The organism is Desulfosoma caldarium (assembly GCF_003751385.1).
GTDB classification, from domain to species: Bacteria; Desulfobacterota; Syntrophobacteria; order Syntrophobacterales; family DSM-9756; genus Desulfosoma; species Desulfosoma caldarium.
On sequence record NZ_RJVA01000012.1, the window covers coordinates 111,623 to 138,589 of the forward strand.

Consider the following 26,967-nt stretch of genomic DNA (forward strand, 5'->3'; position numbering starts at 1 on the left):
AAAGGAAACGCCGTGGCAGTGCTTTACCTGAGTTTTCTGGGAAAAGGGTCTTGGCAGGCGCACATAAAAGACTACGACTACAACCCTGCCACCTACGTGTTTAACGGAAAAAAATCCCAACCGACCAAATACGTTCAGGCAGCAGAAATTGAGCTCTTGAAGCCCAAGACATTCGACCGCGGCCTGGTGGTCGTGACCGAGGAGTCCCGCAAGCGTCACTTCGACGCGCTGAGGGCGGAGATGGCAGCCCAAGGTTTAAGGGATGTTCAACCAATCGAAATAAAGGATGATTTTACCCCCCAGAGCCAATGGGAATGGTTTCAGAAAATTGTCCAACATATCGGCCAAGGCGATTTGTTGACGGTAGACGTGACCCACGGGTACCGGGCCTTTAGCATCGTTTTTACCAACGCCATCAACTTTGTCCAAAGGGTGCGCCAAGTGGTGTTGGAAGGGGTGTACTACGGGGCTTATGAAAGGGATCCCAACGCCCCTCCCATCGTGGACTTGAAGGATTTTTTCATTATCCACGAATGGGCCGATGGAGTGAATCGTCTTGTGGAAGATGCCGACGCTCGAAAGCTTGTGGATTTGGCGCAAAAAAGCCACAAGGTGTCCTTTGAAGTTCTCAGAGACAACGAGCTTTCGAAGGTGGCGAAAAAGCTGACGGAAAAAATCCGCAATGTGGATGTACACCGTATGAAGGCCGCGGCGTATGACCTCGTGCAGGCCGTTAAGAAAATTCAGGATAAAGCGTTACCCGTAGAGCAAGACTTGCTCGACCTTCTCCTGAGCAAGTTTGATGACTTGGCGGCCCCTTTAGACAAAAAAGAAAAATATGATCGCTCCTACTTTGACGGGCAGATCAAAATCATTCGTCTTCTTTTGGAACATCAGCTCTATATGCAAGCCTTGACGGCCATGCGGGAGTTGATCGGTTCTTTTGGATTGATCAAGGTTTCTGAAGCGACCGTTCACACGAGCAGGGGTAGGAGCCAGCGCCACAAAGCCGAGGTGTTTATCCGGATGCTACTGTTTGAAGAAAAGAAACATTGCTTTACCGGGGACGACGAGCGGATTCGTGATAAGTTAATGCCGTATTACCAGGAGTTGAAAAACATCGGGGCTGTGGACCGCATCAAAGCCTTTTTGCACCAACTCCTCAATTATAGAAACGGAATGGATCATGCCTGGACTAAAAAAGGTGACACCCCAGAGGATGTGGCCGAGAAATCATTCCGGTTTCTCAAGGATCTGGAGGACGTTGTAGAGCTCCTTAAAAATCAGGGCCTTCTGGCAAATTAGGCGTAAAATGAAAATTGAATCCCAGGGTCTCAACTTTCAGCCAAGGGGCGCCGTTGATCCGTCCAGGCCGCCTGCTGAGGTTTCACCCATGGGAATGAACCTGTGGAGATTAAGAGGGCGGTCGAAAATGGTCAAAGCTGTTTTCTGCATGGGTTAAACGTCGGAAAAGGAGCGTGCGGGTATGCTGGAGTGGAAGTCCTGGACCGAGACGGCACGGTTTCATAGCCCGTTGCGAAACGGGGCTTTGGACGAGCAGGTGATCGAGGTGCGCCGTGACCCGCTCACAGGCCATCAGAGCATCTACAATGCGGCGCTGGAAGGCAAAACGACGATCCTCTTTCCCCCGACGGATGCGGCCTACCTGGAAGAGCGAATCGCCGCGTCCCGGGAGACCTGCTTTTTGTGCGACGGAAAGTGGCAAACCATGACCCCGACTTATCCGGAAAATCTTCTTCCGGGCGGGCGCATCGTCAGGGGCGATGTGGTGCTCTTTCCCAACCTCTTTCCGCTTTCGGCCTACCATGGCGTGGTCATGGTGGGGGAACGTCATCATCGGCATCTCAATGACTTTCCAGAAGATCTTTTGGCGGATGCTTTGGGAGTCGCCGTGGATTTTGTGCGGGCCTGTTTTGAAAAGACTCCCGACATTCGCTACTTCACCATCAATGCCAACTATCTCTTTCCTGCAGGGGCCAGCGTCATTCACCCCCATTTGCAAATCCTGGGTAGCGTGGAGCCGGGAACCCATCATGGGCTCCTTCTGGACGCGTCTCGAGCTTACTTTGAGCGCACGGGACGGTGCTACTGGGACGATCTGGTGAAAGCGGAGCAACAAGCGGGTGAACGCCACATCGCCGAAGTCGGCCGCAGCCATTGGTTGGCTTCCTTTTCGCCCATGGGTGTGAACGAAATCCTAGCCGTTTTTTCCGGCCTGCCCTCTTTCTTGCAATGGACGGACGAGGACACGCAGTCGGCGGCCCGAGGGCTGCACAGCGTGCTTGCCGGCTACCACACCCTAGGCTTTTCCACGTTTAACTTTTCCTGTTACAGCGGCCCGTTGGGAGAAAACGACGGATCCTTTGCCTGTGTTTTTCGCATCGTGAACCGTCAAAATGTGGCGCCCCACTACCGCACAGACGACTATTACTTTCAAAAGCTTCTCAAAAACGAGATCATGATCATGCGTCCGGAAAGTCTGGCCCATCACATGCGACGCCATTTTTTATAAATCGATGTCGATATTCTTTTCGGCGGTAGTCCCCTTTTGAGGCGCCGAGGGGACTGCCCTTGCTCGGCGTCCGAGGCTGCAAGGTGTCCTAGGCCCAAAAGCTTACGTCGTCGTCAACGATCGTTCGCATAGCCGTGAGCTTTGTGACGCCTTCGCCGAAACTCCCGCCCACAGGATTAAAAACATCGAGAAAGAATGTTTCGTCGGGTTCGGGCACGGTGTCACCGATGATTTCCACAGGTATGACGGCGTAATCTTCTCCCGGATAGAGAATCAGGGTGCCGCTGGCCGGAACATAATCCAAACCGGCCGTGGCAGTTCCGTCGCGCGTTTCGTAGTCCACGCTTACCCAGGCGTTGGGGTCGGAACGCACGCCGTTGAACTGCAGCAAAAAATAAGCGTAGGTGGTCCCGGCGTCACCCTCGGTGACACGCTTTTGCACGTCTTCCGGGCGGCTTGGGGCGTTAGGATAGTGAGATCGAAGGCTTCGATCGATCCATTCTTGATATGAACTGACTCGTTGCCAAAAACCCATCTCACCAAAACTGGAGTTCTTGAAAATGTCCACATCGGGCCAAATGTTCCAGAAACCGAGTGAGGCGTGTGCGGTGGCGATCCCGGCCACTTTCCCTTCAATAAAGGCCGGACCCCCGCTGTCCCCGGAGCTAATCATTCCCTCATAGTAACCCAAACCCAGGTCCCAAACACCGAGCAGCGACCCCATCGCATCGTGCACCATGGTGCCGTCGTCAAAATCTGCGACCAGCTGCGAGTCCTCTTTCGGGTCCCAATCCATGACGTAGCCCAAACCCTCCTTGACGGTGCCGGCGTCGGCATCGGCGCGGTTCCAGGCCCTCAGACGAAGAGGCGGCCCCGACCAGTTTTCATACATTCCATAGAACCCATCACCTGGTACACCATAGCCTACCAAGGTCATGACCCGACCAATCTCGTCGTGAGAGCGGTAGAGCTCGTAGCGTTCAGCGGAAACGGGTGCCGTTGACGGCAACCAGATCAGAGCCAGATCGCCGTTAAGGTTTTCGGGGTCATAGCTTGTTGGCACGCTGATTTCTTGGCTGATGTAGGAATATTCGCCGTCAGTCGTTTGGAACACCACCTCGGCCTGGTCCACCACGGCTCCCGGAAGCCCATTCCGAGCAACCAGATGGGCCGCCGTCAGGACGGCGCCACCATCATAAAGGAGCACACCGCTTCCGTAGTAACCGTCATCTGTGCGCACCAAAACGACGCCGTCGTAGCCTAAACCTGGACCGGCCCAATAGAGAAAAGAGCTTGGCGGCAAGGCTGTCACCATGGTTTCCCTTTCGGACCTTTAAGTTTTCGGATGGACATTGTGCGCCCACTGAGGCACTTCTCCACTCAATGCACAAGACGATGCTTACTTTCGTGTGTGAGAGCAATGCTGTCAATCCATGGGCTCTCTTCCTCCCCCTTTTTTCCTTACCTGCGTCGGCGCGTCTCGAATGGAGATGGTTTTTTCAGCTCTACCCCCGGAGAATGGGCGTTTTTAAAAAATGCGCCAAGAAATGGAAACGATAGAAGCATCCTCGGTCGGTAAACATCTGATCAAATATTGGCAAAAAGCTTTTCCTTAAGCTGCTGTGAACACGGGCTGAGCGGCCCCGACGAGCCTCCTGGCTTCGCTAAGATGCCTTGGCGGATGGTTTCAAAAGGAGGTGAATGTATTGTGCCTGTTTGCTTACGAGAAGCAGGAGAGACAGGACTTCAAAAGAATTGAAGAAAAACTGAAGGGCTTTCAAAAGGTTCTATTGGCGGTGACCTTGCCGCAGAGCATCTACGGCTTGGATTTCAGCCACATCACGCGAGGTTGAAAGAATAGTTCCAAAACGTCTTCTGAACCGATAAAATGCCCGCGCCGGTTTGAGCATGTTGTTTAGACCAATTGGGGCCGAAAGGAGCGTCATGGGAGCAGCCGAAACCAAGAAGGGCGCCGTGAAACAGCCGACCAGCTTGTGGGACATCCTGGGGGAGGCGGTGCGCAAAGTGCCCCCATCCTACTGGGAAGAGCGCATGATGTTCGGTGGCGCCTCGGACCGGGAACTCCTTCGGCAAACGTCGTTTTTCCCCGAGCGACGGCGTCATTCTTTGGGGACGCACCCTATTTATGTGCTCAGGATCACAGGCTCGGACGGCATTGAAGTCTGCCCGTGCTCGACCAAAGGGCGCATGGCGGTCCGCTTCATTCGGCAGGGATGTCGCCTTGAAGGCACGGGAAAGGTTTTGAATCGACGCAGTTACCTCATCGAAGCCTTTCGCTTTTTGCTTCCTCAGGATCCTGCTTTTTGGAAACCGCTCCGTTTTTGGGGCAAGGTGCCCGAAACGTGTCTTGAATCTGTGTCGGCTCCATGAATTGGAAGGATTGGCTCGCATCACCCGGCTGCCATGCCGTCTTCGAACGGGCGGCTCAAATGGCCCGAAAGCAGGCGGAGCGATATGGTATTCCGCAGAAGTTGCTTCCGGAGCCGAACGGCACGCCGCCTCGAGGTTTGAGCGAGGCCAGGGCGAGTTCGATCCAGGCCATGGTGAACACGCTGTGGCTTTATGCCATGGAAAAGGCTTCCGACTGGGAACAGCACCATGCCTTTGCCGCCCTGTGTGCGCAGGGTGAGGAACGCCTTGCAATGTTTGTGGCCTCACGTTACATCCGGCATCTTTTGGACCGGGCCAGAACCCAGGAGGTAAGCCCTGCCAAGGCCCTCTATCGGCGTCTTCGCCAGTGCCTGCAGAACCACAATGCCGTGACCTATCGCCTCATAGGCCGCTACGCCGTCTATGCATGCGCCCGTGGCCATCCTGTGGATGATATGAAGGTGGACGAGACGTGGGTGCCTGCCGAAAGCTACAGCCAGTGGCCTGCGCCGCCGTCTTTTCCCGGCAGCCCCTATGGTTTGAGTCGGGAAGAGGCCGTAAGTGTCGCATGCCATTTTTGGCGGGAGGTCGTTCGGCGTTTGGGAAAACCGTGCTGGGTGCCGGTGCGCGAACTGACGCGATATCTTTTAACGCACGTGCCGGTGGCGCCATCACAACGGGAAGTGCTCTTTTGTGAACTAAGCCTTGAAGACGAGGAAGACCGGAACCTGGAAGCACAGATACCGGTGAGAGCCGACCAGGAACGAGCCCTTTTGCGCCAAAACGTGCCACGGCTTGCCCAAAAACTGGTGGCCGGTTGGGATGAACGCGAGCGCGCGGTTTTTTATGCCAAATATGCCCTAGGGTGGAATCTGACCGATATTGCCAAAATTTCTACGCATCGAGGCCCGTCGGGAGCTCAATACCTTCTCCAACAGCTCACGCGGCGCGTTCAGGATTTCTGTCTACTTTGGTCGGGACTGTCTTCTTTTGACGAAGACCGCGAGCTGCTTCAGGACTTTTTGGAAGAAGTCCTGAACGTCTGTAAATCCGCTTGGGAAAGCCGTAGAGGTAAGTGAACGCATAGGGTGAATTCAAGGCGCCTTCGATAAGGTAAGTTCCCATGGTCCAAGATTTCGACGATGCGGTAAGGCTGCGCGTAGCATGGGAGGAAGCTCTCAGGGTGCGAGGCTGTCCGCCCCGAAACGTCCTCTGTGCCGACCCCATTTCAGACACCCTTCAAGGCCATCTGAACTCGTGCCCGTGGTGCGAAAGCGACCGAGAGGATCTCAAAGCTTTCGGTACATCCATGCCGAAGCTTCAAGAAATTTGTGGCCATACATCCTCTAGGGCTTCGGGTCACGAGGTCAAGGAAGGTGACGTGGTGCGACTGGCCTGCAGCCTTTCGGATTGGGGACCTAAAAATCGGTACTATAACGCGCCTTTGGTGCTGGTTTTGGAATCCCTGCCGGAACTCCCATCCGTTTTTCGAGTGGCTCTGGTGCATGATTTTCCCGATCTTGCGGGTCCTTTGGACGTGGCGGTGGCTCCCGGCATCTTTGCCGAACCCTGGAACACCTTTGCCTGCCGGAATGTGCATGGGGAGTGCCCAGTTCTCAGCGTACCCGCTTCTGTTCTGCACGAGGTGCAGCAGCGAGCCCAACCCCCCTGCGAGAGCCTTCACGCTGAAGACACCTTCCCGAACAATCCTCAACAGGCCTTTCTTTCGGCGTTTCGCCGCCTGGAAATCGAAGTGGCCTCCTTTTTTGCGCAGCGCATTCTGGAAGACCTCATGGTCTTTCAAGAAAACCCCGTCACGGCAGCTTTGGAATCTGTGTTGACAGATCCTCAAGCCTTTCGAACGGCCTTTAGCCCATGGCTTCGATTGGACGCGCAGGCCGAGCCTTCTCTCAAAACATTGCTTACGGCGCCGTGGGCCGATGAGAGCCTTCCCATGGCGGCCGCCCCGGCTCAAGAGACGCTGGCCGTGAGGATCGTGCGCCTTCGGGAATCCGTGCCCGTCTTGGAAGTCGCAACCGGTGAACTCTCCGTGTGCCAACCGACACGCGATGGATTTCTCGTGGGCGGAAGGGTGCTCAGCAAACTCTCTCAAGCGGCTGAAATGCATGCCGTGTGGCTGGTTTCAAGCCGAGAGAGCTTATGGCCCGATCATGTCGACTTGGACGCCGACACGGGATACTTTCGGCTGGTTTTCCCGAGAGTTCCAAAACCTTCGGCTTCGCCGAAGACTCTTCGCATCATGGTGGTGGACCAATGAAGTTTGCCTTTTCTTGGTCCTTGGAAGAGATGAGGGTCTGGCTCGAATGGGGTTGCCTTGAGGAGCGAAGGGCACACTGGCAGAACCCGTGGGCTTTCCGCTGGCCTGAAAATTCGGGTGCTGCAGAAAAGGCTTTGACGGTGTTGCAGAGGGAACTGAGCCCACCCGTGTGGCGCTCTCTGCTGACGGCCTGTGTGGCGGCCGCCTTGGGCCGGTCGTGGGAAGAGAAGGCTCGGGATCTGATGGTCCTTGTGGAGCGGTTTGGAACACCGAGCGATCTAGGTTTGACCATGGATTGGCGTGCCATGCGACAGGCCGGTTGGGCTCTTGTGGCCCTGCCCACGGTTCAGGGTCCCAAAGCCACGATTTTATGGGCTCTTGTGGGATCCATTCCAGGAGAGACAACACTCCAGGGGCCCTCGTGGCTTTGGCCAATGATGGACACCCAGGCACAGGAAGCCTTGAAAAGGGCCCATGACATTTTCCTGCTGAAGACAAGCCAAGCTATGATCTTTCTACCCCTGATTCCCTCGGCTATGCCCAACCGTTGGATTCGAGGCCCGTCCTGGGCCCTGCCGGCCTATCTTGGAGCCTGGGAGGCTCATTTGAACCCTTCGGAACGGCGGCAAAGCGGTCACCTTGTAGCCACAGGCGATATCGACCGCCAGGGGCAAATTCTCCCCGTAGGTTCTGTCAAGAATAAGGCCAAAGCAGCGGCTAAGGCCGGTTTCTTTGGGCTTTTGTGTGCTTGCGGTTCCCAGGAAGCGTCTCGTTCTTTTGATGGACTACACCTGATCGACGTTAGGGACGTGCAGGCTGCCGAATACATTTGGGAAATGGAAGCCTTGGGAGCGGCAAAGGCCTCCATGAAGGACCTCAACCGGCTGCGCTCGCCCAAGGAACTGGTGTCAGGTCTTCGTTCCTTGGACCCGCGCATTCGTGGTTGGAGCGGCTTTGCCGCCACCTATGCCCAGACGGTCCAAAAGGTTTTGCATGACCCTCATGATGCGGAAAACTTCGTCGACGCCTTGGAGCAGCTTTTTTCCGATGCCTCGAAGGATGTGGGCTGGTTGCAGACCCTGCTGGCTCCCATCGATAAAAGGGCGGTGCAGCAACTTGCCAAAACGAGCTACCTCGCATCTTACCGGCTGGCTTATCTGCACTGGACCGTTGCGATGCAGCGAGGTGATGTGGAGCAAGCCCGTTGCTGGGATCATTGTTGCCGCAACTATTCCTCTAAAAGCCTTGCGGTGTATCCCGACGGCATTTACCGCATCGCAGATCGTCTCAATCGGCGCTTCATCATGGAGTATCACAGTCTGTATCGATTTGAGCCGGACCTTCCGAAATGGGTCACGGCCATTCGTGACCGGTTGGAATCCCTTCGAGAAGCCCAGGCCGTGGATGGGCTCAAGCCAGCCATGCCGAGTTTGGGAAAACTCTACGGGACCATTGCGCAGAACTATGGCTTTTGCGGCCCTGCATATCTGAACGACTGCGTTGCCGCCGTATCGCGGGCCTGGGATGCCTTTGGCGGGGACAAGGTGCCCGAATTGGCCAATGAACGCCTTCGCCAGTACCATTATCTGGTGTGTGCGTATTTGGATGCAGGGGATGTGCACAAGGCCCATGAGGCGTTGGAAAGGTATCTTGGAGGGCCTTTGCAGGCGGTGGTGCCGGACTGCCTAAGTTCTTACCAGCATGCGGCGCTGGCCCGGTTTTTGGCCGAAACAGGTTTAGTGCATTCCAACTACGAGACGTGGTGCCGCGGAAAGCTGGATGGGACGCCGACGGAGCACCCATGGCAGCTCTGGCTGTGGAACGTAGGGCGATGGGTTTCAAGAAAGGAAGAAAAAGCCAAGGCATGGCGCCGGGGTCTTGAGCTCTGCGCCCAGTTGGGGGTGACGGCCCGGCCCATGGCCTTGCTCCATGCGGCGTGGTTATTTAGGGAAAACCTAGAGTCCTTCACCTTCCTGGAAGGTGAGGTGGATAGGGTCTTCACAGATGTGAAGGGGAGTCGTCTTTCCGAGAGACATTTTGCGTCTCTTTTGGCCCAACCTTCATGGTCATCCGTCCTGGAAAGCGTGATGCGTGAACCCACTCGGTGGTTTCCATTCACCTATCGGTAATGGGGCGTCGTGCGCGGGCGTGAAGCAAAAGGATGCTTCATTGTGCAACGGTTACGAATGTCTCAAATCCCTGCCCTGAAAAGAAACCCGTCAAAGCGCGGGAAAAGGGCGAGGGTTTCTCCGCCGCTTAACACCACATGGACCACAGCCCGACGACCCACCCAACAAAGGTGGAAGGGAACCTGACGGCGCTCCCACAAAAAAGAGCTTGGCAAGGTGAGTGCCGGCGCAAGCGATGCAAACTCCGTGGATCCCGTGACGAGGGCGTTCCCGCAGAGTGGCGCCGCAAGGCGATAGTCGAACAAGCGGCAACACGCAGGGCCGTGTGAACGAGCGCTTTTGTGGGAACACGGGCGTCGTGCCCGCTTATTTCGTACGGAAGAAAAATTTGGGGGAAATGTCTATGCATGTTTTACATGATCTCTTAGTGGTGTTTGGGCTGGCCGTCGCGGTGAGCCTTCTCTGTCACCGCCTAAAACTTCCCAGTGTGGTGGGCTTCATTCTCACAGGTACGCTGGCGGGCCCTCACGGGCTGAGTTTAATCCCTTCCAGCGAACAAGTAGAGTTTCTCGCCGAACTGGGTGTGGTGTTGTTGCTGTTTTCCATTGGGCTGGAATTTTCTCTTTCTGAATTGATGCGCATCAAGCGCATTGTCCTGCTGGGCGGCGGACTGCAGGTGGGCTTAACCATCTTTGGCGTTTGGGCCGTCTTTCGCCGGATCGTTGCCAATGAACAGTTGGCCCTGGCTTTGGGTTTTCTGGTGGCTCTTAGCAGCACGGCCATTGTTTTGAAAATCCTTCAGGACAGAATGGAGCTGGAGGGCGTCCACGGCCAAATAAGCCTCGGTATATTGCTGTTTCAGGACATGGCCGTGGTGCCGATGATGCTTCTTATTCCTCTGCTTGCGGGGCGCGGGGACAGTATGCTGCAGGAAGGCGGCATACTGGTGCTGAAGTCCGCGGGCATTTTGCTCTTGGTGTTTGCCGGCCAGCGGTGGCTGCTTCCTCGAGTGCTTCATCGCGTGGTCATGACGCGCAGTCGCGAAATTTTTCTTCTCACCTCCATGCTCATTTGTTTCGGTGTGGCGTGGGCCACCTCCATGGCCGGCCTCTCTTTATCCCTTGGCGCCTTTCTCGCCGGGCTCATGCTTTCGGAGTCCGAATACAGTCATCAGTCCCTGGCCAGCATGCTTCCCTTTAAGGACCTGTTCACGAGTCTTTTCTTCATTTCCATCGGCATGGTTTTGGACGTCTCTTTCATTGCAAAAAACATCGGGCTCGTGACCCTACTGACTCTGGCAACCATGATCTTTAAAGGGATCGTGTGCGCTGTGGTGGTGCTTCTTATGGGGTATCCGATCCGCGTGGCCGTGGCCTGCGGTCTTGTTCTCGCGCAAATTGGGGAATTTTCCTTTGTGCTCTGTACCGTGTGCATGGTCAACAGCGTGCTCGTCGGCGCTCAGGCTCAGCTCTTTTTGACCATTTCCACGGTGAGTATGCTCGCGGCCCCTTTTCTGATCGCTCGAGCGCCGGCGTGGGCGGACAAGGCGGAAGCGTTGCCATGGCCCCAAAGAATTCGTCAGGGCTTGCTTGCCGACTCGGCCAAACCGACCCAAAAAGAGAAAACGACTCTGACCGATCATCTCATCATTGTGGGTTACGGACCGGTGGGCCGCAATTTGGCCCGTGCCGCTCGCATCGGCCAGATTCCCTACTGCATTGTGGAGATGAACCCCAGCACGATTGCCGCCGAGAAAAAGAAAGGTGAGAATATCATTTTTGGCGATGCCTCACAGCCCAGTATTTTGGAACACGCCAACGTGCATTCGGCTCGAGTCGTGGTGATTTCCCTGGCGGATTCGTCCACGGTGCGGCGCATCACGGCGGCGGTTAAGGCCCAGGCTCCCGCGGTGCACCTCATCGCGCGCACGCGGTTTGTGTCGGATATGGATCGTTTGGTGCGGTTGGGGGCGGATGAGGTGGTGCCGGAGGAATTGGAGACGTCCATTGAGATTTTCAGCCGCGTTTTAAGCAAGTATTTGATACCCAAAGAAGACGTGGAACAAGTGGTGGAAGAGATTCGTGCGGAAGGGTATAAGGCTCTAAGTAATACGGTTGTGCCGCCGCTCAGCTGGTGCGACATTGCGGCGGCCTTGCCCGGTGTGGAAATTCGAGCCTTTCGCGTGTCCCCGGAATCATCGGTAGCCGGCAAAACCATCGGGGCGTTGGGTCTTCGAAAGAACATGGGCGTGACCGTTTTAGCCTTGGGACGTCACGGTGTACTCGTGCCCAATCCGGGCCCCGAAGAGGTTATGAAGCCCGGTGATCAGGCCGTGCTCATGGGCACCAGCGAGCAACTGCGGCAGGTGCATGCGCTGCTGACCCACACGTCGTGAGGCTTTTATGGCGGGACCTCTCAGCAGCTTGATCCTTCTCTTGCGACCACAAAAGAAAGACAAACCCAAGGTCAGCCGCCACGGCGCGCACTGCGGTGCTCCATTCCCGGTGATCCAGGGGCAAGAAAGCGGGCAATGCCCGAACTGCGGAAGGCTTTGGCAAAAGAAGGACGCCACGAGCCGAAAGCCATGAACCCGGCAAGAACGGCGACAAAAGGGCCGTGTTTTTGGGACTTCATCCATCGTAGATGAGTTACAGCGGAGCGTTTCGGAATGCCCCTGAAGGCGTCATGCTCTCGGAGTACCGCAAGGCCTGAAAAGGCGCGGCGGCTCGTCCGGTTTCCATCAAGGGACTTTTCGAACAAAATGCCTGCACGCTATCTGAAAGGTTAAGATGTGACCCCTGTGGCATAAGACATGATCTGAGCCCAAATAATGAGCTGATGAGACCGCGAGTTTTTGCCGATACAAGAGAGCGATTGCCGTTGGATTAACGTGGTGTGCCATGGGCACTCTGAGTTGCACATGAAATAAGAAAGGTATTGCATGCTTCGAAGCCGAAGTTTCCTGATTTTCGTTGGCGTTGTGCTCTTCATTATGGGGTCACCATTTCTCGTGGCGCGCTATACGCTAATGAGGGCCCTAGAGGGGCTCGAGCACCGGTCAGTCCATAGCGCCATGCAGGCTATTCAAAGGACCATCGACGCCGAACTGTTGAAACTCCGGCGCACGGCGGAAAATTGGGCCTTCTGGGACGACACCTACCGGTTTGTCGATGACCTGAATGAAGCATACATCGACGGAAACCTCAACAAGGAAACCTTTATAAACCTGCATGTCAGAGCCATGCTTTTCTACGATACCAAACGCCATTTACGATATCAGGCGGCCTATGACCTCGAAACCGGTGAACCTGATCCCTTGCCCGGTGACTTCCTCGATCGAATTTCATCGACACCATCGATATTTTTGGCCGACGACGATCCGGAATGCCTCTCCGGGATGCTCGTTCATGGTGATCGTGTGATGTTTTCGGCGGCGTGCCCAATCCTTACCAGTAAATACGAGGGCCCAAGGCAAGGAACCTTGGTGGTGCTTCGGGAGCTGGGCGAAGAAATGACAAAGTTTCTTCAACAGGCCGCCAGCCATCCTGTTCGTTTCGAAATGGTTCCTTTACAAAGGGGGTCGGCCTCTGTTTTCGAACCCACGGTGGTGTTTTTCCCCGATCGTGTCCTCGGAAGGTTCCTTGTGCCGGATCTCAGCGAGCGTGTAGGACTCGTCGTGGAAACGACGCTGGAACGATCCATTCGGCGCGAAGGCGTTCGTTCTTTCCTTGTGTTCTCTTCGGCTCTGGCGCTTTTGGCTGTATTTGCTATGGGTTTGTTGTGGTTTTTCATGGACCGGCGCGTGCTTGGAAGAATCAGCGACCTCCTTCTTAAGGTTCGGCGACTGCCCATATCATCAGAAGGTATGCCGGAAGAGAGAGGTTCAGACGAGATCGTCGCTCTGGATAGGTCCATCGACGGGTTAGTTCATGCCTTACAACGGTCCATAGATGACAATCACCGGTATCTGCAGGAGACCCAAAAGATTCTCGAAAACCACCCGACGGGCATGATCTTGATCGATGCGGAAAAAAGGACGGTCTCCTGGGTCAACAAAAAAGCCCTGGAACTGATAGGGCGATCCTTGGACGAGGTGCGCCATGTACCGTGCAAAGACGTAGTCTGTCCGTCTCAAGAGAGAGAATGCCCTGTTTTGGATCATGGGCGAGAGGTTTGCGATGTCGAATGCGTCATGCCCACGCGCGACGGTCGGGGGGTTCCGGTGCTTCGGAGCATTACATTAGTGACCTTCAAACAGCGTCCTCATCTGTTGGAAGTGGTCACGGACCTTCGGCAACAAAAGGCTTTAGAAGCCCAATTGGATCGGGCCAAGAAGCTGGAGACGGTCGGGCTGGTCGCGGGAGGCGTTGCCCACGACCTTAACAATCTGCTTACATCACTGGTCGGTTACCCGGACATGCTCTTGCGCCGCCTGCCACCCGACCATGCCCTCTACCAACCCTTGAACCGCATCCGTGACGCAGGTCTAAAGGCGAGCGCCATTGTTCAGGATCTTCTCACCTTGGCACGCCGCGGAGTCAAATCTATGGAAGACATTGATGTGGGCGATGTCGTCCGTGAATTTCTGTCATCCGCTGAATATGCCGCCCTTTGCCGCACCCATGTGCGCGTTCGGTTTAAAACGAAGGTAGAAGGCCGCCGATTGTGTTGCCGGGGATCCAGGCCTCATTTGGAAAAGGCTTTGGCTAACCTCGTGCGCAACGCTGCTGAAGCCATCGCCGACACGGGCACCGTCACTGTGGGACTTCAGGTGGTCCAATTAAATGAACCTTACACTGGTTTTGAGACGATCCCGCCAGGGCGCTGGATTTGCCTTTCTGTTGAAGACACGGGAAGCGGCATTTCCCAAGAGGACCTTCCCCATATTTTCGAGCCGTTTTACACGAAGAAGAAGATGGGCGGCAGTGGCACAGGACTGGGCATGACCATTGTCTGGCATGCGGTGAAGGACATGGGTGGTTTTGTAGACGTGGTCAGCATGCCGGGCGAGGGCACGAGCGTTCGTCTGTATCTGCCCGAAGCCGAACCTCCGGCAGAGACCGCCCGCTCGCCAATGCCGGCGGTGTTACCCAGAGGTTCAGGGGAGAAGGTCCTTGTGGTTGAAGACATGGATGACCAGCGAGACTTGGTGAAGACTCTGCTCACCGATCTCGGCTACGAGGTCACGTGTGCCTCCAGTGGAGTTCAAGCGATCCGCTTGGCAGCCGATCAACAATTCGACCTTCTCGTTCTGGACATGAGGCTTGAGGATGACTTGGATGGTCTTCAGGTGTACCAAGAGTTTCTGAAGCGCCGTGCGGACCAGAAAGCTATCATTGTCTCCGGAGATGTTTCCAAAGATCGGCTGGCGGCAGCGGAAGCCTTGGGTATTTCCCACTTCATGGCCAAGCCCTACACTATGGAAAAGCTCGCAAAGATCGTCTACGCCGCACTCCAAGAAGAGGCCCAATGATCCCCTGGGGTTCTTCAGCATAAGGGCGTCGCACGGTCAGTTTGCCCCATGGGATTGTGGCGGGGCGCCGTAAGGCGTGAGAAGGCGCGGCGGCTCGTCCCGTTTCCATCAAGGGACTTTTCGAACAAAATGCCTGCACGCTATCTGAAAGGTTAAGATGTGACCCCTGTGGCATAAGACATGATCTGAGCCCAAGGCTTGGAGGAGGGGCGTATGAGCGTTTCCATGAAGGAGAGCCGACCTTATCGGAAAATGGGGTCCACCTGCCGCACGCGTTCCGTGACCGAAAAGAAAATCATCTGGCCCCGAGTGGAACCCGTCCTTTTGGAAGACGGCCAATACCGCGTGGGCCTTCTGCGCCAAGACCTTGTGGAATCGGCCGCGCGCCTTTGGCGCCTGGGATACCCCGAACTCTACGGGTCGCCCCATGAATTTTTGCTGGATCCAGAACAATACGAACAATGGGTTGCCCTGTGGGATCGGTGGGACGAAGATGCGCGATCCAAGGTCTATTGTATGGCGGTGCTGGAAGAGGTGCAGACGGGACAGGTCCTTTCCGGCTCGGTGCTCACCAAGTTCGAACGAAATCTTCAGGTGGAATTTTCGTTGGTGGCGACCCTTCCGCATTTTCGTAGGAAAAGGCTTACACATGAACTGCGGCGCTTTGTTCGAAAAGTCGCCGAAGGCTCCAACGCTGAATACTTCACCACATTCTGCGAAACCTGGCATGACATCACGCAGACCTGGTGCCTCAAGGGGGGCTGGAAGATTGCGGGAATCTTTCCCGGAAACTTCGTGCGCTGGAACGGCGACAACGAAGAATACCGGGGCTGCACGGTCCACTTTTATCGATTGACCAAGAGGGCCCTGGACTACGTCACCCGCCCGGAAGAATGGCACTTGGCCCCCGAGGTCAAAAAGGTCTGGGAAGTTCTTGAGAAGGTGAATGGAGGCCTGTGAAAAACAAGAAGGAAGCGGCTGCAAAGCCTCCTCGAACCTGCATTGAAAGGGCGTCGGGAACGCATCCCCGCTTTCGCGGGGATGAGGGAGTTCTTTATCGAGCATTTGAAGTGAACTTATTGGGGTGCGGGAAATGGATTCCCGCTTTCGCGGGGATGAACCATTCCTTGAGCATGCGGCTAGGGTGTCGGTTTTTGCACATGGGGCCCGTTGTGGCGGGGATCACACATGGCCCGTTCGCGCGTTATGGGGCGACTGTTTTGTCGATGTTCTTCGGGTTGCTTGGCCCTCTAGCCAAAGGTGATTTTAAGCCTGAGAGCTCGTGAACCGTGGCGTTTCCGTTAAGCCGTGGAATCGTCAAGTCGAAGCGCATCGAGGGGCTCCCATTTTTGTTGACACTTTTAGGCATTTTCGACAAGCTCTTCAAAAATCGGCGGCCCCACTTCGGTTTTCAGCCCTTCATTACAGAAAAGGAGCTTCCATGATGAAGAGCGCGCTGGCGGTGATGGGATGTGTGGCAGTCTTGGGTTTGGCCATGATATGGACCCCTGCGAAAGCCCAAGGGAACTCGGAAGCACGGTCTTTGGTTCAGAACCGGTGCACGGTTTGCCATAATTTGACGCGGGTCAGAAATTACATCGGCAAGAACGATCAGAAAGCCTGGTATGATTACGTGTCGCGCATGCAAAAGAACGGGGCTCGTGTGACCGACACCGAAAAGCAAATCATCGTCGACTACCTGACATCCCTCAAGTCTGGTAAGGACCTTTAAGAAATGACTGGACAACTTCTTTGCGCGGAAGTCATGAGACCCCTTTCAGATCGGTTTCCTCACTGACGCGCAGGCGATGCACGGACGTGCCTCAAAAGTTCTGCTTTTTCTCTCGGGCTTGGGTCCCGCGGTGTTGACGGCAGGGTGGGCGTGGCGCACCCTGCCGGGCCTCAAGGATTTTGGTGTGGCGAGTGCGGCCGCAGCCGTCAGCTCTCTTTTTGCCCAGAACGCCTTGGTCTTTTTGGCTATTTTGGTCATCCTTGGAAGCCGAGCTCGACCTGTGGAGCGTGTTGTGGGGCTGGACCGCATGAGTCGAGCCCACAGGCCTTTGGCGGCCGTCACTCTCTGTTGTCTCTTGGTTCATGTGGGGCTGCAGGCGATTCGCTTTTACAGCTTAGGCGGCGCATCGATGGTGGCTTCCGCGCTGCTCTCAGCGGAGCTCTGGGAAATGACGATGGGGCGCCTGGCCCTGCTGCTCCTTTTTTTGGCGGCGGCTTCAGCTGTTGTGGGTCGCTCCGGTCGAGTCCCTTTTCGCTTCTGGAAGCCTGTGCATCTCTTGACCTATGCGGCCGTGCCCTTGGGTCTGGTTCATGCCTTGGTTCGGGGAACCACCATGGCCGACATGCCGCAGGTTGTCGTGTGGGGAATCGTCGCGATGGCGTTCACGGGAGCCGGTTTTATGCGGCTCGCTTCGGTACTTGGAGGCCGGGATCGGGTGCTGTGCCGAGTGGAGCGGGTCGTTTCCGAGACCCACGATACGGTCTCGGTGTTCCTTGAGATGGTCAAGGGGGCAGGGCGTTTGGCTAAGCGGCGGCCAGGACAGTTTGCCCTTTTGCGCCTTCCCGAAGGCCGAGGGTACAGTGAACCCCATCCCTTCACCATTTCGAACGCTCCTGAAGACAAGACCCTGCGGTTTACCATCAAACGCAGTGGACGGTTCACTTCAAAAATCCACGGTCTTTCCGCCGGAGACCGAGTCTTATGCCAAGGGCCCTACGGGGTTTTCTGCGCCGACGCACTCGGTCGATCCTCGCTGGCCTTAATTGCGGGAGGCGTGGGAATCACGCCCTTTTTTAGCCTACTGCGGCACATGAAGGCCACGGGACTGGTTGTGCCCACCGTGTTGCTCTGGGCCAACAAGACTTCTGCGGACATCATCGGCCGGGAAGAACTGACGGCCATGAGCCGCACCATGCCCCTTCGAGTGGTTCACGTTTTAAGTCGCGAAAAGTTTTTGGGCGACCCTTCCCAGGACGGCCTCAATGTGTCCTACGAACAAGGCCATATCACGGCCGAGATTCTTCGCCGCTACCTTCGCTCGGACCACGCTTTTTACCTCTGCGGTCCCCCGGCCATGCAGGCCGCCCTTTTGAAAGCCATCCGGACCGTTTTCGGGCTCAAGGCAAAAAGGGTTGCGCGGGAACTTTTTTTCTGGTGAAAAGGATTGACATTGTCTTGAGGATTTTCAAGACAGTAGGGATGCCATCCGTTAGGATTGCCTCCACATCACCGATCACGCCGACCAAGAGACACAAGCGGATCATCTGTCTTTCGGCGACGACTTCTTTCGTCTCTTCCATGGTGAAGCGATAAAAGAAGATGAAGCTGATAAGCCCTATCCCAGTTGCCTGATCTGGACAGTGATCGCTTTGATGCTCCAAAGATGGACTCGAGGTACGAAAATAAAAAGGGGTTACACCGACCTGGGTGTAACCCCTTAATTTTACTGGTGCGCCCGGCAGGATTCGAACCTGCGACCTACGGATTCGTAGTCCGGCACTCTATCCAGCTGAGCTACGGGCGCGTGGTTGCCAAACGACGGCTACATACCACTATGGGCTCTGCGGGGCAAGGGAAAAATCCCGGCATCATTTTCGGCATGCCGCCAGTTGTAGGCCCCTTGAGGGTTGTTGGTCCAAGCCCCAGCGTCTGAGTTCTTCCAGCATGGCGTGATGGGTGAGGTCATGCTGAATAGGCGTGATGGAAATGTAGCCGTCGGCCAAGGCTTGCACATCCGCATCGGGATCGTTTTCCGCTTCGCCGACCGAGCCGGTAAGCCAGTAGTAGACACGGTTTCGAGGGTCCATGCGGCGTTCGTAGTTTTCCTGGTACGTAAGGTGGCCTTGGCGCGTGATGCGTATGCCGCGGATTTCTTCTCGAGGACGATTCGGCACATTCACGTTGAGGCATACGCCTCGGGGCAAGCCCCGTGTTTCGATCAGGTCAAGAAGATGAAGCACCGCCCAGGTGGCTCCAGAAAAATCCTGCGCTTCAAAGGCATCCAAGGACACCGCCACGGCCGGAAAACCCAGAATGGCCCCTTCGGTGGCCGCCGACACGGTCCCGGAGTAGAGCACGTTGATGCCCACATTGGCGCCTAAATTGATACCGGAAACGACCACGTCGGGCAGAGGACGTACCAGTTCACTAATGCCTAGCTTCACGCAGTCAGCTGGTGTGCCCGTGCAGGCGTAACCGAAAAAGGCGCCGTTGCGCTTGACGGGCTTGACCATGAGGGGATCGAGAAAGGTGATGGCATGGCCGACGGCACTGCGTTCCGTTTCGGGAGCGATGACCACCACGTCGTGATAACGGCTAAGGGCTTCGTGCAAGGCTTCAATGCCCTTGGCGAAGATGCCGTCGTCGTTGGTCAGGAGAATGCGCATGGGTCTTTCAGGTTCCTTTCAAATGACTCTTGGCCGCGCTGATTCCGGCTTCCAGCGCTTTCTTGTTGAGTTCCACCGTGTCCGGAGGGACGCGATTCAAGACCGCCGTTTCCAGCGAACTCAAGGACACGCATCGGGTCAACAGGGCCAAGGCTCCGAGAGCGACGATATTGGCGGTCATTTCCTTTTTCAATTCCGATCGGGCGATCTGGGTAAAGGGAATGGCCACGGCCCGCGTCGTCGGCACCTGTTTGACAAAAGTGCTGTCCACAATAAGCATTCCTTCGGGTTTCAGATCAAAAAAGTACGCATCACAGGATTTCTGATTCATGGCCAGAAGCACGTCGGGCTGGATAGCCTTGGGGTAATCGATTTCTTCATCGCTAATGACCACTTCGGATTTACTGGCCCCGCCTCGCGCTTCCGGGCCGTAGCTTTGAGTCTGGCACACGTATTTGCCGTCGTGAATGCCGGCGGCCTCGGCTAAAATGATGCCGGCCATGATGAGTCCCTGGCCTCCGGATCCGCTCAATCGAACTTCGTATCGATAACCCATGGACGTTCCTCTCGCCTCTTCGTTGCGCGATCCTACTTGACGGCACCCAGCCGGCGTCGCGCGGCTTCGCGAATCTTTCGATATTCTTCCGTGTAAATGGGCAAATCCCGATCCACCAGGACACCGATGGTGAATTTGCCGGCCATCTCCTCTTCGCTCATTTCCGCCGCTTTTTCAACACGCACGGCGTTTTCCTTTTGCCAGCGCAGCATGTCCACGGCGCCTCCCATCTTGTTTCGCCGTCCGAACTGGGTGTGGCAATGGCTGATAACTTCCAACACGGAAAACCCACGCTTGCGAATGGCCTGTTCGATGAGGCGGTCCAGCATGGTGGCGTGATAGACGGTGCCTCGTGCCACCAGGCTGGCTCCGGCCGTGACGGCCAGTTCGGCGATGGAAAAGGCATGTTCGATATTTCTGTAGACCGCCGTGGTGGCCAGAGCCCCATAGGGTGTGGTGGGGGAATATTGCCCGCCGGTCATGCCATAGATGTTGTTGTTGACGATGATGGCCGTAAGATTCAGATTGCGGCGTGCGGCATGGATGAAATGATTTCCTCCAATGGCCATCGCATCACCGTCTCCCATGATGACGATGACCTGCAACCGAGGGTTGGCCAGTTTGACACCCGTGGCAAAAGTGAGGGCTCGACCGTGGGTGGTGTGCAAGGTATTGAAATCCACGTAGACCGGAAGCCTTCCCGCACAGCCAATGCCGGAGACGAGCACGATGTCGTCCTTTTCGAATCCCGTGCGATCGATGGCGCGAATGAGGGCTCCCAAGAGAATGCCGTTGCCGCATCCCGGACACCATACGTGGGGGAATTTTTTGTCGTGGCGCAGATACTTATGAATGAGTTTTGTGACTTCTGCCATGGAACGCCTCTCATGTATGCAGTGGCCGTTTTTCGCCTCGATTCACATCTTCAGCAGCCGCACCAGAATTTCGGCGGGGGTGATGAGGTTGCCGTCGATGCGGTTTAAGGTTTCCACGCGCGTCATGCCCTGATTAATGCGTTTAAGTTCCCGGGACACCTGGCCCATGTTCATTTCCGGCACCAGCACGGCTCTGACCTTCTTGAGATAGGGTTCCAGTATCTGCCGGGGAAAGGGCCACAGGGTGATAAGCTGCAGCAGCCCCGCACGCACGCCGCGCTCCCGCGCCTCTCGCACGGCGCGCCGAGCCGAACGGGCCACGGAGCCGTAGGCAATGACGAGGAGCTCGGCATCGTCGGCCAGTTCCGTGTCCACCATGAGAATGTCAAAAAAATTCTGGGAAATCTTTCGATGAATGCGGGTCAAAAAAGGCACGATTTCATCGGCCCTTTGCGTGGGAAAGCCCCGCACATCGTGAATCAATCCGGTCACGTGATACCGATACCCGTCGCCAAAGATGCCCATGGGCGGCACGCCGCGGCTATTGTCTTCGTAGGGGATGTACCATTCCGGAGGCATGTTAGGGCGGATGCGGTCCACCACTTCGATTTCTTCCGGGTGTGGAATACGGATTTTTTCCCGCGTGTGCCCCACCACTTCGTCGGAAAGAATGATAACCGGCGTGCGATATTTTTCCGCCAGATTAAAAGCCTTCACGGTGATGTCGAAACAATCCGCGGTGCTGGAAACGGCCAACACGATGATGGGATGATCCCCGTGGGTGCCCCAACGCGCTTGCATCACATCTCCCTGCGCCACATTGGTGGGAAGACCCGTGCTGGGACCACCTCGCATGACATTCACCACAACACAGGGTACTTCGGCCACGCAGGCAAAACCCAGGTTTTCCTGCATCAGTGAAAATCCGGGGCCGCTTGTGGCCGTCATAGATTTGGCTCCCGCCAGGGACGCACCGATGATGGCCCCCATGCTGGCGATTTCGTCTTCCATCTGAATGAAAGTGCCGCCCACGGCCGGGAGTTTCACGGACATGACTTCACTGATTTCCGTCGCCGGCGTAATGGGATAGCCGGCAAAGAAGGTGCAGCCGGCAGCCAGAGCGCCTTCTACCATGGCTTCGTTGCCCTGCAGCAGCACCTGTTTTCCCCAAAAACTTGGACCACTCACAATTCTCGTCCCCCTAGTCTTCGTGGCTTGAAACCTTCTTACGGGCCCGCACACTGATGGCAAAGTCCGGGCAATGAATTTCGCAAAAACCGCATCCCGTGCACCGGTCCGAGTCCTTGACCGCGGGATAGCCGTCTTCACCCATGGCGATGCATTCTCGAGGACAAAATGCGGCGCAGATGCCGCATCCTTTGCACCAGCCCAAAAAAATGGCGATATCAAAAAACCGCTTGGGCTTTTCCCGCTCCTCAGCTTCGGACGTTGCCACCTCGGAGGCTTCGAGTTCCTGAGGCTTTGCTGTCGTGGGCTCCTGCACCGCCTGCGATGCCTTAGTTTTGCGTTGCTTGCTTGATTCTGTGTTTTCCGCCATGTTCGCCTATCCCTTAAGAAAATGGACAGTGAATGAAAACAATCTCAGGCTTTCACATAGTCGATCATGAAGAAGTTTTCAACGACCTTTGGCGCTTTCCAGCCATAGGCGTGCCACAGAAATGAAGCCATCACGGTCCATTCCAAGCCGTTCAAGCACAAGGCTCAGTCGTGGCTCATCTTCCATAAAAGCCGACCATGATTCCAGGCCTTCGGCCACTCGGGCCAAAGTGTCGGCCGCAAAGACGAGCCCCGCCGTCGGCCCCTCACTTTTCTCCGGCCGGTGGTGCCATCGAATCGTATCCACAATCATGTCGGGAAGTTCCCACCGCTCGGCAAGAAGGGATCCCACCTCGGCGTGATCCGCTCCCAACACCTCCCATTCGGTGTCCACCAGAGTCATGTTCGAAACGGCCAGGCGGTCTTCCACGGCCCGAGCCGCTTCCGCGTCCAGTTGAGCCAGGACGAGCTTGCCGATATCGTGGAGCAGTCCAAGCGTCCAGGCCTCGCTCCTGTCCAGTCCCAGAACCGCATGAACGGCCAGGTGTTGGGCGCAGTCCGCCACGTGGAGCACGTGCCGACGGGCTCCTCTGAGCCACAGCCTGGCGCCGTCGCCGGAAAAACGGGCCATGAGCCTGTAAAGGTAAGCGGCCATGACAATCCCGCATACCGTGGGCCATCCCAACAGGCGCACTGCGTGTTCGATGGACGTCACTTCCACGGGAAGGGAATAATAGGGGGAATTGCACAGATGCAGGGTCTGGGCTCCAAGTCCCGGATCTTCGGCGACCGCGCGGGCCAACGCCTTGGGGTCCGTGTCGGGCTTGTGCATCATGTCCATGACGCGAAAGGCCGTGTCCGGAAGCATAGGCACCCCCTCAAGAAGGTTCGAGAGGGTGGCGGGGTCTATCCGAGTGACGCTCTTAGCCATGAAAGCGACTTCATGAATCTGGAGTGATCCAGGGTTTAAGGTCCAGGATGGGTGTTCCGTCGAACATGTCGATGCCCTTGACCCGCAGCGTGCATCCCTGAACATCCAGCACCTCCACCACAGAAAGCCCGATGGGATTGGGGCGTCGAGGCGAGCAGATGCTGAAGACGCCCAAATGTTCATTTCGATGTGGCGGTTTTTGAATCAGGTCGTGGGGCGAAAAGGGTTGACTTTTATGAAAGTGAAAAAGAACAATAATTTTCTGGCCGGGTCGAATGTCCTTGAGGCCGTCGCGGTAAGCCTCGTCGATGACGAGTGTTCCTTCCACATCGGAGACAGTCCAGTGACGCGGCACGGTCGCCGCTTCGGTGCGCACGATCCCAATGGGTTTCAATAGGATGTGAGTCATGAGAGCGAGAGGTCCTTTTCCAAAGCGTCACGGTTGAGCACCACATCGCCGAGGGTTCGAAAATGGGGCATGAGAAGGGTCAGGGGGTGTTCCGTGAGCTTTCCGTCGGCGGCAATGTAGCGGTCGTTGATTTCCGAGCATAAAATGCGCCCGACAAGCAGCACGTAGCGCTCGTCGGCAAGTTCCCGTTCCAGTGTCGCTTCGATCCACCCGATGGCCGCCGCCACGCGCGGCGGGGCCACCCGTTTGGCCGGCGTAGTTTCAAGGCCCACTTTGTCCAGTTCGTTCACGCCGGGAGGATAAGGTCGAGCCGTTCGCATGGCTTCTCGAAAGGACGGCCTGCCGATGACGTTCACGACAAACTGGCTGGTTTCTCGAATGTTGCGCAAAGTGTCTCGAGGCAATGCAGAAGCCACGGCAATCAAAGGCAAAGGCCGAAGAATGGGCATCACACAACTGTATGGTGCTGCGTTGGGGGTGCCGTTCTTGTCCACGGTGGTCACCACCGTGACGGGAAGCGGGAAAAAGCGCTTGAACATTTCGGGAGCCAGTTCCACGGGGAGGACCTCCTTGCTGTGGGCAAAAGAGTTGATGCACACGAAAGCATCCGCTGACCATGACTGTTCCTAATCGTTTTTGATTGCGGAGGCAACAATGGATTCCAGGGCTCGAGAAGATTTGTTGGGCATCTTTCGTGCCGCGTTGGCCGCCGTCGACCCGGAAGAGGCCGTGCGGCGCCATGTGCGCCGGTCCGGAACGGACCTTATCATCGGGGACCTGGTCTTGGATTTATCACGGTTTGACAAGGTTTTCGTGTTGGGAGCCGGCAAAGGCACGGCCCCCATGGCCAAGGCGTTGGAAGAGGTGCTGGGCGATTTTCTGAGCGAAGGCGCCATCGTGGTCAAAACGGGCCACGGCTTGCCCCTTCAAAAGGTGCGGGTGTTGGAAGCGGCCCATCCCGTGCCCGATGCACAGGGCGTGGAGGCCACCAAGGAATTGCTGCGCCTGGCCGATCACGCTGGAGAAAGGGACCTGGTTCTGGTGGCCGTCTCGGGAGGCGGTAGTGCCCTGACGCCGGCCCCCGTAGCGCCGCTCACTCTGGAACACAAGCAGAAGACCACAGAGCTTTTGTTGAGCGTAGGAGCCACCATTCAGGAAATCAACGCCGTGCGCAAGCATTTGTCACAGTTCAAGGGCGGGGGCCTCGCCCGTGCTGCGGCCCCCGCTCAGGTGGTGACGCTCATCGTTTCCGATGTCATCGGCGATCCTTTGGATGTCATCGCATCCGGACCGACGGCGCCGGATTCTTCGACCTACCGCGATGCCATGAACGTCATTGAACGCTACCATCTTCAGGACAAAATCCCCGCCTGCGTTATCCAGGTCCTCCGCGAAGGGCTTGAAGGCCGTCGCCCGGAAACACCTAAATCTGAGGATGCCGTGTTTCGCAGGGTTTCGCACGTTCTCGTAGCCAACAATGCGACGGCGATGACGGCGGCGGCTCAGGAAGCACGGCAACGAGGGTACCACGTGCTGGTGCTTACCTCATGCCTTGAAGGGGAAGCTCGAGAAGTGGCCAAAGTCATTGCGGCCGTCGCTAAGGAAGTCGTCGTCTCTGGAAGGCCCGTTCCTTTGCCGGCATGCCTTCTTTTAGGTGGAGAAACCACCGTCACCCTTGGCCCTTCACCGGGAAAGGGAGGACGCAACCAAGAACTTGCTTTGGCCGCCGCCCTGGCCCTGGACGGGTGGCCTCAAGTGACCGTGTTGAGCGCGGGCACGGACGGCACGGACGGTCCCACGGATGCGGCGGGAGCCTTTGCGGATGGGACCACAGTGGTGCGTTCAGCCGGCCTGGGATGGAAGGTTCAGGATACCCTCGACGGCCACAATGCCTATCCGCTCTTCGAGGCCCTGGGAGATCTTGTCATAACCGGCCCCACGCGCACCAATGTCATGGACTTGATTGGAGTGCTGATTGCATGATGAGACAAAGACGGACCAAGATCGTCTGTACCATCGGACCGGCGAGCCAAAGCAAGGATGTGCTTCGAGAGCTCGTGCGCGCCGGAATGGATGTGGCTCGCATCAACCTGTCCCACGGAGACCATGAAAGCCATGCCCTGACCATTCGAGCCCTTAGGGATGTGGCGGCAGAGGAAGGTAAGGACATCGGTATTCTTCAGGATCTTGGCGGTCCAAAGATTCGGCTGGGACAAGTGCCTGAAGGGGAAAGGGTTTTGGCGGTGGGTGAGGTGGTTCGGCTGATTCCCGGACAGATCGGGAGCGGCGCGGACCTGGCCGTGCAGTATCCGTACCTCCTGGAAGATGTTGCCGTGGGCGAGCGAATCCTTCTGGCCGATGGGTTGGTGGAACTGCAGGTCACGGCCAAGGACCGCGATGCTCTTCAGTGCCGAGTGGTGGTAGGCGGGGTGATCCATTCCCACAAGGGGGTCAATTTGCCGTCCAGCAGTCTGCGCATTCCCTCCTTTACGGAAAAGGACAGACAAGACCTATTGTTCGGTCTGGAACATGGCGTGGACTTCGTCGGCCTTTCCTTCATTCGGCATGAAAGGGATGTGGCGCCTGTTCGGGAGATGCTGCAGACCGTCGACCCCAAACCCATGGTCATCGCCAAGATTGAAAAACCGCAGGCCTTGGATCGCCTGGATGCGATTCTAGACAGTGTCGATGGCGTCATGGTGGCTCGAGGGGACCTGGGGGTGGAAACCCCGTTGTACGAAGTGCCGGTCATTCAAAAAAAGATCATCCAAGCCGCCCGAGATCGCGCCAAGCCCGTGATCACCGCCACTCAGATGCTACGTTCCATGATTTCCAGCCCTCGGCCCACGCGAGCGGAAACCACCGACGTGGCCAACGCCGTTTTGGACGGCACCGATGCGGTCATGCTATCGGAAGAAACGGCCATGGGTTCCTACCCCGTGGAAGCCGTACGCATGCTGGATCGCATTGCCGTGACTGCAGAAAAATATATGTTTGATACCACCCATCACATTGGCCTGACGTCGGCGGCCTTGCCGGGCATGTCCGCCGCCATCAGCGAAGCCGTTTTGAGCCTCGCCAATGCGCTACCCACGGCCGCCATCATTGCCTCCACCGCTTCCGGACAAACAGCTCGGTTGGTCAGTCGCCTTCGGCCTCGAACGCCCATTGTGGGCTTTACACATGCACCGGCCACCGTGCGCCAACTGTGCCTTTCCTGGGGTGTGTATCCCGTGTTGGTGCCTCGATGCGATGACACGGACACTCTGTTTGCCATGGCCAGGCAATGGGCCATGGACCACGGTGTGGCTCGCCGTGGAGACGTCCTGGTCTTAACGGCCGGCGTGCCTGTGGGGCAAAGCGGCACCACCAACATGGTCAAAGTCATCGAGCTGTAGGGGACGGTTTGGACAAAATGACGTAGGGCATGAGCAACC

The 26,967-nt window shown here is 56.6% G+C and carries 23 protein-coding genes and 1 tRNA gene; 14 read left to right on the top strand and 10 right to left on the bottom strand.

The annotated features are described in order from the left end of the window. Positions 1–12: 12 nt before the first annotated feature. Positions 13–1,305 carry a TIGR02221 family CRISPR-associated protein gene (gene csx2 / locus EDC27_RS08655; protein WP_170161715.1) on the top strand — a complete coding sequence of 431 codons (1,293 nt, stop codon included), beginning with the start codon at positions 13–15 and terminating at the stop codon, positions 1,303–1,305. A gap of 181 nt (positions 1,306–1,486) precedes the next feature. Then, the gene (locus EDC27_RS08660; protein ID WP_123290235.1) at positions 1,487–2,533 is read left to right on the top strand and encodes a hypothetical protein; all 1,047 of its coding nucleotides are present in this window, start codon (positions 1,487–1,489) and stop codon (positions 2,531–2,533) included. A gap of 88 nt (positions 2,534–2,621) precedes the next feature. Here the strand turns inward: EDC27_RS08660 and EDC27_RS08665 are convergent, their stop codons facing one another. Next, complete coding sequence (locus tag EDC27_RS08665) at positions 2,622–3,848, bottom strand: Calx-beta domain-containing protein (protein ID WP_123290236.1); 1,227 nt, start codon at positions 3,846–3,848, stop codon at positions 2,622–2,624. 382 nt (positions 3,849–4,230) lie between these two features. Between EDC27_RS08665 and EDC27_RS16005 the strand changes: the two genes are divergently transcribed. From EDC27_RS16005 to EDC27_RS08715, 10 genes are all read left to right on the top strand, one after another. Next, entirely contained in the window at positions 4,231–4,386 is a 156-nt protein-coding gene (locus EDC27_RS16005) for a hypothetical protein (protein WP_170161716.1), read from the top strand. Positions 4,387–4,477: 91 nt separating this feature from the next. Beyond that, positions 4,478–4,924, top strand: a complete 447-nt coding sequence (locus EDC27_RS08670) for a hypothetical protein (RefSeq protein ID WP_123290237.1) — start codon at positions 4,478–4,480, stop codon at positions 4,922–4,924. A gap of 59 nt (positions 4,925–4,983) precedes the next feature. After that, complete coding sequence (locus EDC27_RS08675) at positions 4,984–6,003, top strand: hypothetical protein (RefSeq protein ID WP_148045713.1); 1,020 nt, start codon at positions 4,984–4,986, stop codon at positions 6,001–6,003. 302 nt (positions 6,004–6,305) lie between these two features. Then, positions 6,306–7,202 carry a hypothetical protein gene (locus tag EDC27_RS08680; RefSeq protein ID WP_148045714.1) on the top strand — a complete coding sequence of 299 codons (897 nt, stop codon included), beginning with the start codon at positions 6,306–6,308 and terminating at the stop codon, positions 7,200–7,202. Further along, positions 7,199–9,331: a hypothetical protein gene (locus tag EDC27_RS08685; protein WP_123290240.1), complete on the top strand. Its 2,133-nt coding sequence runs from the start codon at positions 7,199–7,201 to the stop codon at positions 9,329–9,331. The genes EDC27_RS08680 and EDC27_RS08685 overlap by 4 nt, the downstream gene beginning before the upstream one ends. 403 nt (positions 9,332–9,734) lie before the next feature. Then, the gene (locus EDC27_RS08690) at positions 9,735–11,726 is read left to right on the top strand and encodes a cation:proton antiporter (protein WP_170161717.1); all 1,992 of its coding nucleotides are present in this window, start codon (positions 9,735–9,737) and stop codon (positions 11,724–11,726) included. A 546-nt stretch (positions 11,727–12,272) separates the two neighbouring features. After that, on the top strand, positions 12,273–14,804 hold the full coding sequence (locus tag EDC27_RS08695) for a CHASE4 domain-containing protein (protein ID WP_123290242.1): 2,532 nt from the start codon (positions 12,273–12,275) through the stop codon (positions 14,802–14,804). A 213-nt stretch (positions 14,805–15,017) separates the two neighbouring features. After that, on the top strand, positions 15,018–15,764 hold the full coding sequence (locus EDC27_RS08700; RefSeq protein WP_123290243.1) for a hypothetical protein: 747 nt from the start codon (positions 15,018–15,020) through the stop codon (positions 15,762–15,764). A gap of 481 nt (positions 15,765–16,245) precedes the next feature. Continuing rightward, complete coding sequence (locus EDC27_RS15800) at positions 16,246–16,536, top strand: hypothetical protein (RefSeq protein WP_148045716.1); 291 nt, start codon at positions 16,246–16,248, stop codon at positions 16,534–16,536. A gap of 76 nt (positions 16,537–16,612) precedes the next feature. Continuing rightward, complete coding sequence (locus EDC27_RS08715; RefSeq protein WP_123290246.1) at positions 16,613–17,974, top strand: ferredoxin reductase family protein; 1,362 nt, start codon at positions 16,613–16,615, stop codon at positions 17,972–17,974. Positions 17,975–18,263: 289 nt separating this feature from the next. On the opposite strand, the gene EDC27_RS08720 is transcribed toward EDC27_RS08715, so the two are convergent. From EDC27_RS08720 to EDC27_RS08760, 9 genes are all read right to left on the bottom strand, one after another. After that, positions 18,264–18,340 (bottom strand) — tRNA-Arg (locus tag EDC27_RS08720). Positions 18,341–18,404: 64 nt separating this feature from the next. After that, positions 18,405–19,202, bottom strand: coding sequence for a 5'/3'-nucleotidase SurE (gene surE, locus EDC27_RS08725; protein ID WP_123290247.1), 798 nt, complete (start codon positions 19,200–19,202; stop codon positions 18,405–18,407). 7 nt (positions 19,203–19,209) lie between these two features. Continuing rightward, positions 19,210–19,758 (bottom strand): 2-oxoacid:acceptor oxidoreductase family protein, encoded by a 549-nt coding sequence (locus tag EDC27_RS08730; protein WP_123290248.1) that lies wholly within the window; start codon positions 19,756–19,758, stop codon positions 19,210–19,212. A gap of 32 nt (positions 19,759–19,790) precedes the next feature. Continuing rightward, positions 19,791–20,633 carry a 2-oxoacid:ferredoxin oxidoreductase subunit beta gene (locus tag EDC27_RS08735; RefSeq protein ID WP_123290249.1) on the bottom strand — a complete coding sequence of 281 codons (843 nt, stop codon included), beginning with the start codon at positions 20,631–20,633 and terminating at the stop codon, positions 19,791–19,793. Between the two features lie 42 nt (positions 20,634–20,675). Then, the gene (locus EDC27_RS08740; RefSeq protein WP_407923347.1) at positions 20,676–21,824 is read right to left on the bottom strand and encodes a 2-oxoacid:acceptor oxidoreductase subunit alpha; all 1,149 of its coding nucleotides are present in this window, start codon (positions 21,822–21,824) and stop codon (positions 20,676–20,678) included. A gap of 10 nt (positions 21,825–21,834) precedes the next feature. Next, positions 21,835–22,191 carry a 4Fe-4S dicluster domain-containing protein gene (locus EDC27_RS08745; protein WP_123290250.1) on the bottom strand — a complete coding sequence of 119 codons (357 nt, stop codon included), beginning with the start codon at positions 22,189–22,191 and terminating at the stop codon, positions 21,835–21,837. 78 nt (positions 22,192–22,269) lie between these two features. Continuing rightward, on the bottom strand, positions 22,270–23,058 hold the full coding sequence (locus EDC27_RS08750; protein ID WP_170161718.1) for an HDOD domain-containing protein: 789 nt from the start codon (positions 23,056–23,058) through the stop codon (positions 22,270–22,272). A gap of 73 nt (positions 23,059–23,131) precedes the next feature. Beyond that, on the bottom strand, positions 23,132–23,530 hold the full coding sequence (tsaA, locus tag EDC27_RS08755) for a tRNA (N6-threonylcarbamoyladenosine(37)-N6)-methyltransferase TrmO (RefSeq protein WP_123290252.1): 399 nt from the start codon (positions 23,528–23,530) through the stop codon (positions 23,132–23,134). Beyond that, the gene (locus tag EDC27_RS08760; RefSeq protein ID WP_123290253.1) at positions 23,527–24,087 is read right to left on the bottom strand and encodes a flavin reductase family protein; all 561 of its coding nucleotides are present in this window, start codon (positions 24,085–24,087) and stop codon (positions 23,527–23,529) included. Before EDC27_RS08760 ends, tsaA begins: the two co-directional genes overlap by 4 nt. Positions 24,088–24,184: 97 nt before the next feature. Here EDC27_RS08760 and EDC27_RS08765 point away from each other — a divergent pair, with 97 nt between their 5' ends. Together EDC27_RS08765 and pyk are read left to right on the top strand one after the other, a co-directional pair. Continuing rightward, positions 24,185–25,513, top strand: coding sequence for a glycerate kinase type-2 family protein (locus EDC27_RS08765; protein WP_123290254.1), 1,329 nt, complete (start codon positions 24,185–24,187; stop codon positions 25,511–25,513). Then, on the top strand, positions 25,510–26,928 hold the full coding sequence (gene pyk / locus EDC27_RS08770; protein ID WP_211334834.1) for a pyruvate kinase: 1,419 nt from the start codon (positions 25,510–25,512) through the stop codon (positions 26,926–26,928). The genes EDC27_RS08765 and pyk overlap by 4 nt, the downstream gene beginning before the upstream one ends. Positions 26,929–26,967 lie beyond the last annotated feature (39 nt).

What these genes read in the sequence shown, in the direction of transcription:
- tsaA (WP_123290252.1), bottom strand. Translation starts at nt 23,530, where the DNA reads ATGACTCACATCCTATTGAAACCCATTGGGATCGTGCGCACCGAAGCG.
- EDC27_RS08735 (WP_123290249.1), bottom strand. Translation starts at nt 20,633, where the DNA reads ATGGCAGAAGTCACAAAACTCATTCATAAGTATCTGCGCCACGACAAA.
- EDC27_RS08670 (WP_123290237.1), top strand. Translation starts at nt 4,478, where the DNA reads ATGGGAGCAGCCGAAACCAAGAAGGGCGCCGTGAAACAGCCGACCAGC.
- EDC27_RS08685 (WP_123290240.1), top strand. Translation starts at nt 7,199, where the DNA reads ATGAAGTTTGCCTTTTCTTGGTCCTTGGAAGAGATGAGGGTCTGGCTC.
- pyk (WP_211334834.1), top strand. Translation starts at nt 25,510, where the DNA reads ATGATGAGACAAAGACGGACCAAGATCGTCTGTACCATCGGACCGGCG.
- EDC27_RS08665 (WP_123290236.1), bottom strand. Translation starts at nt 3,848, where the DNA reads ATGGTGACAGCCTTGCCGCCAAGCTCTTTTCTCTATTGGGCCGGTCCA.
- EDC27_RS08715 (WP_123290246.1), top strand. Translation starts at nt 16,613, where the DNA reads ATGCACGGACGTGCCTCAAAAGTTCTGCTTTTTCTCTCGGGCTTGGGT.
- surE (WP_123290247.1), bottom strand. Translation starts at nt 19,202, where the DNA reads ATGCGCATTCTCCTGACCAACGACGACGGCATCTTCGCCAAGGGCATT.
- EDC27_RS08745 (WP_123290250.1), bottom strand. Translation starts at nt 22,191, where the DNA reads ATGGCGGAAAACACAGAATCAAGCAAGCAACGCAAAACTAAGGCATCG.
- EDC27_RS08690 (WP_170161717.1), top strand. Translation starts at nt 9,735, where the DNA reads ATGCATGTTTTACATGATCTCTTAGTGGTGTTTGGGCTGGCCGTCGCG.
- EDC27_RS08660 (WP_123290235.1), top strand. Translation starts at nt 1,487, where the DNA reads ATGCTGGAGTGGAAGTCCTGGACCGAGACGGCACGGTTTCATAGCCCG.
- EDC27_RS08695 (WP_123290242.1), top strand. Translation starts at nt 12,273, where the DNA reads ATGCTTCGAAGCCGAAGTTTCCTGATTTTCGTTGGCGTTGTGCTCTTC.
- EDC27_RS08750 (WP_170161718.1), bottom strand. Translation starts at nt 23,058, where the DNA reads ATGCTTCCGGACACGGCCTTTCGCGTCATGGACATGATGCACAAGCCC.
- EDC27_RS08730 (WP_123290248.1), bottom strand. Translation starts at nt 19,758, where the DNA reads ATGGGTTATCGATACGAAGTTCGATTGAGCGGATCCGGAGGCCAGGGA.
- EDC27_RS08765 (WP_123290254.1), top strand. Translation starts at nt 24,185, where the DNA reads ATGGATTCCAGGGCTCGAGAAGATTTGTTGGGCATCTTTCGTGCCGCG.
- EDC27_RS08675 (WP_148045713.1), top strand. Translation starts at nt 4,984, where the DNA reads ATGGCCCGAAAGCAGGCGGAGCGATATGGTATTCCGCAGAAGTTGCTT.
- EDC27_RS15800 (WP_148045716.1), top strand. Translation starts at nt 16,246, where the DNA reads ATGATGAAGAGCGCGCTGGCGGTGATGGGATGTGTGGCAGTCTTGGGT.
- EDC27_RS08700 (WP_123290243.1), top strand. Translation starts at nt 15,018, where the DNA reads ATGAGCGTTTCCATGAAGGAGAGCCGACCTTATCGGAAAATGGGGTCC.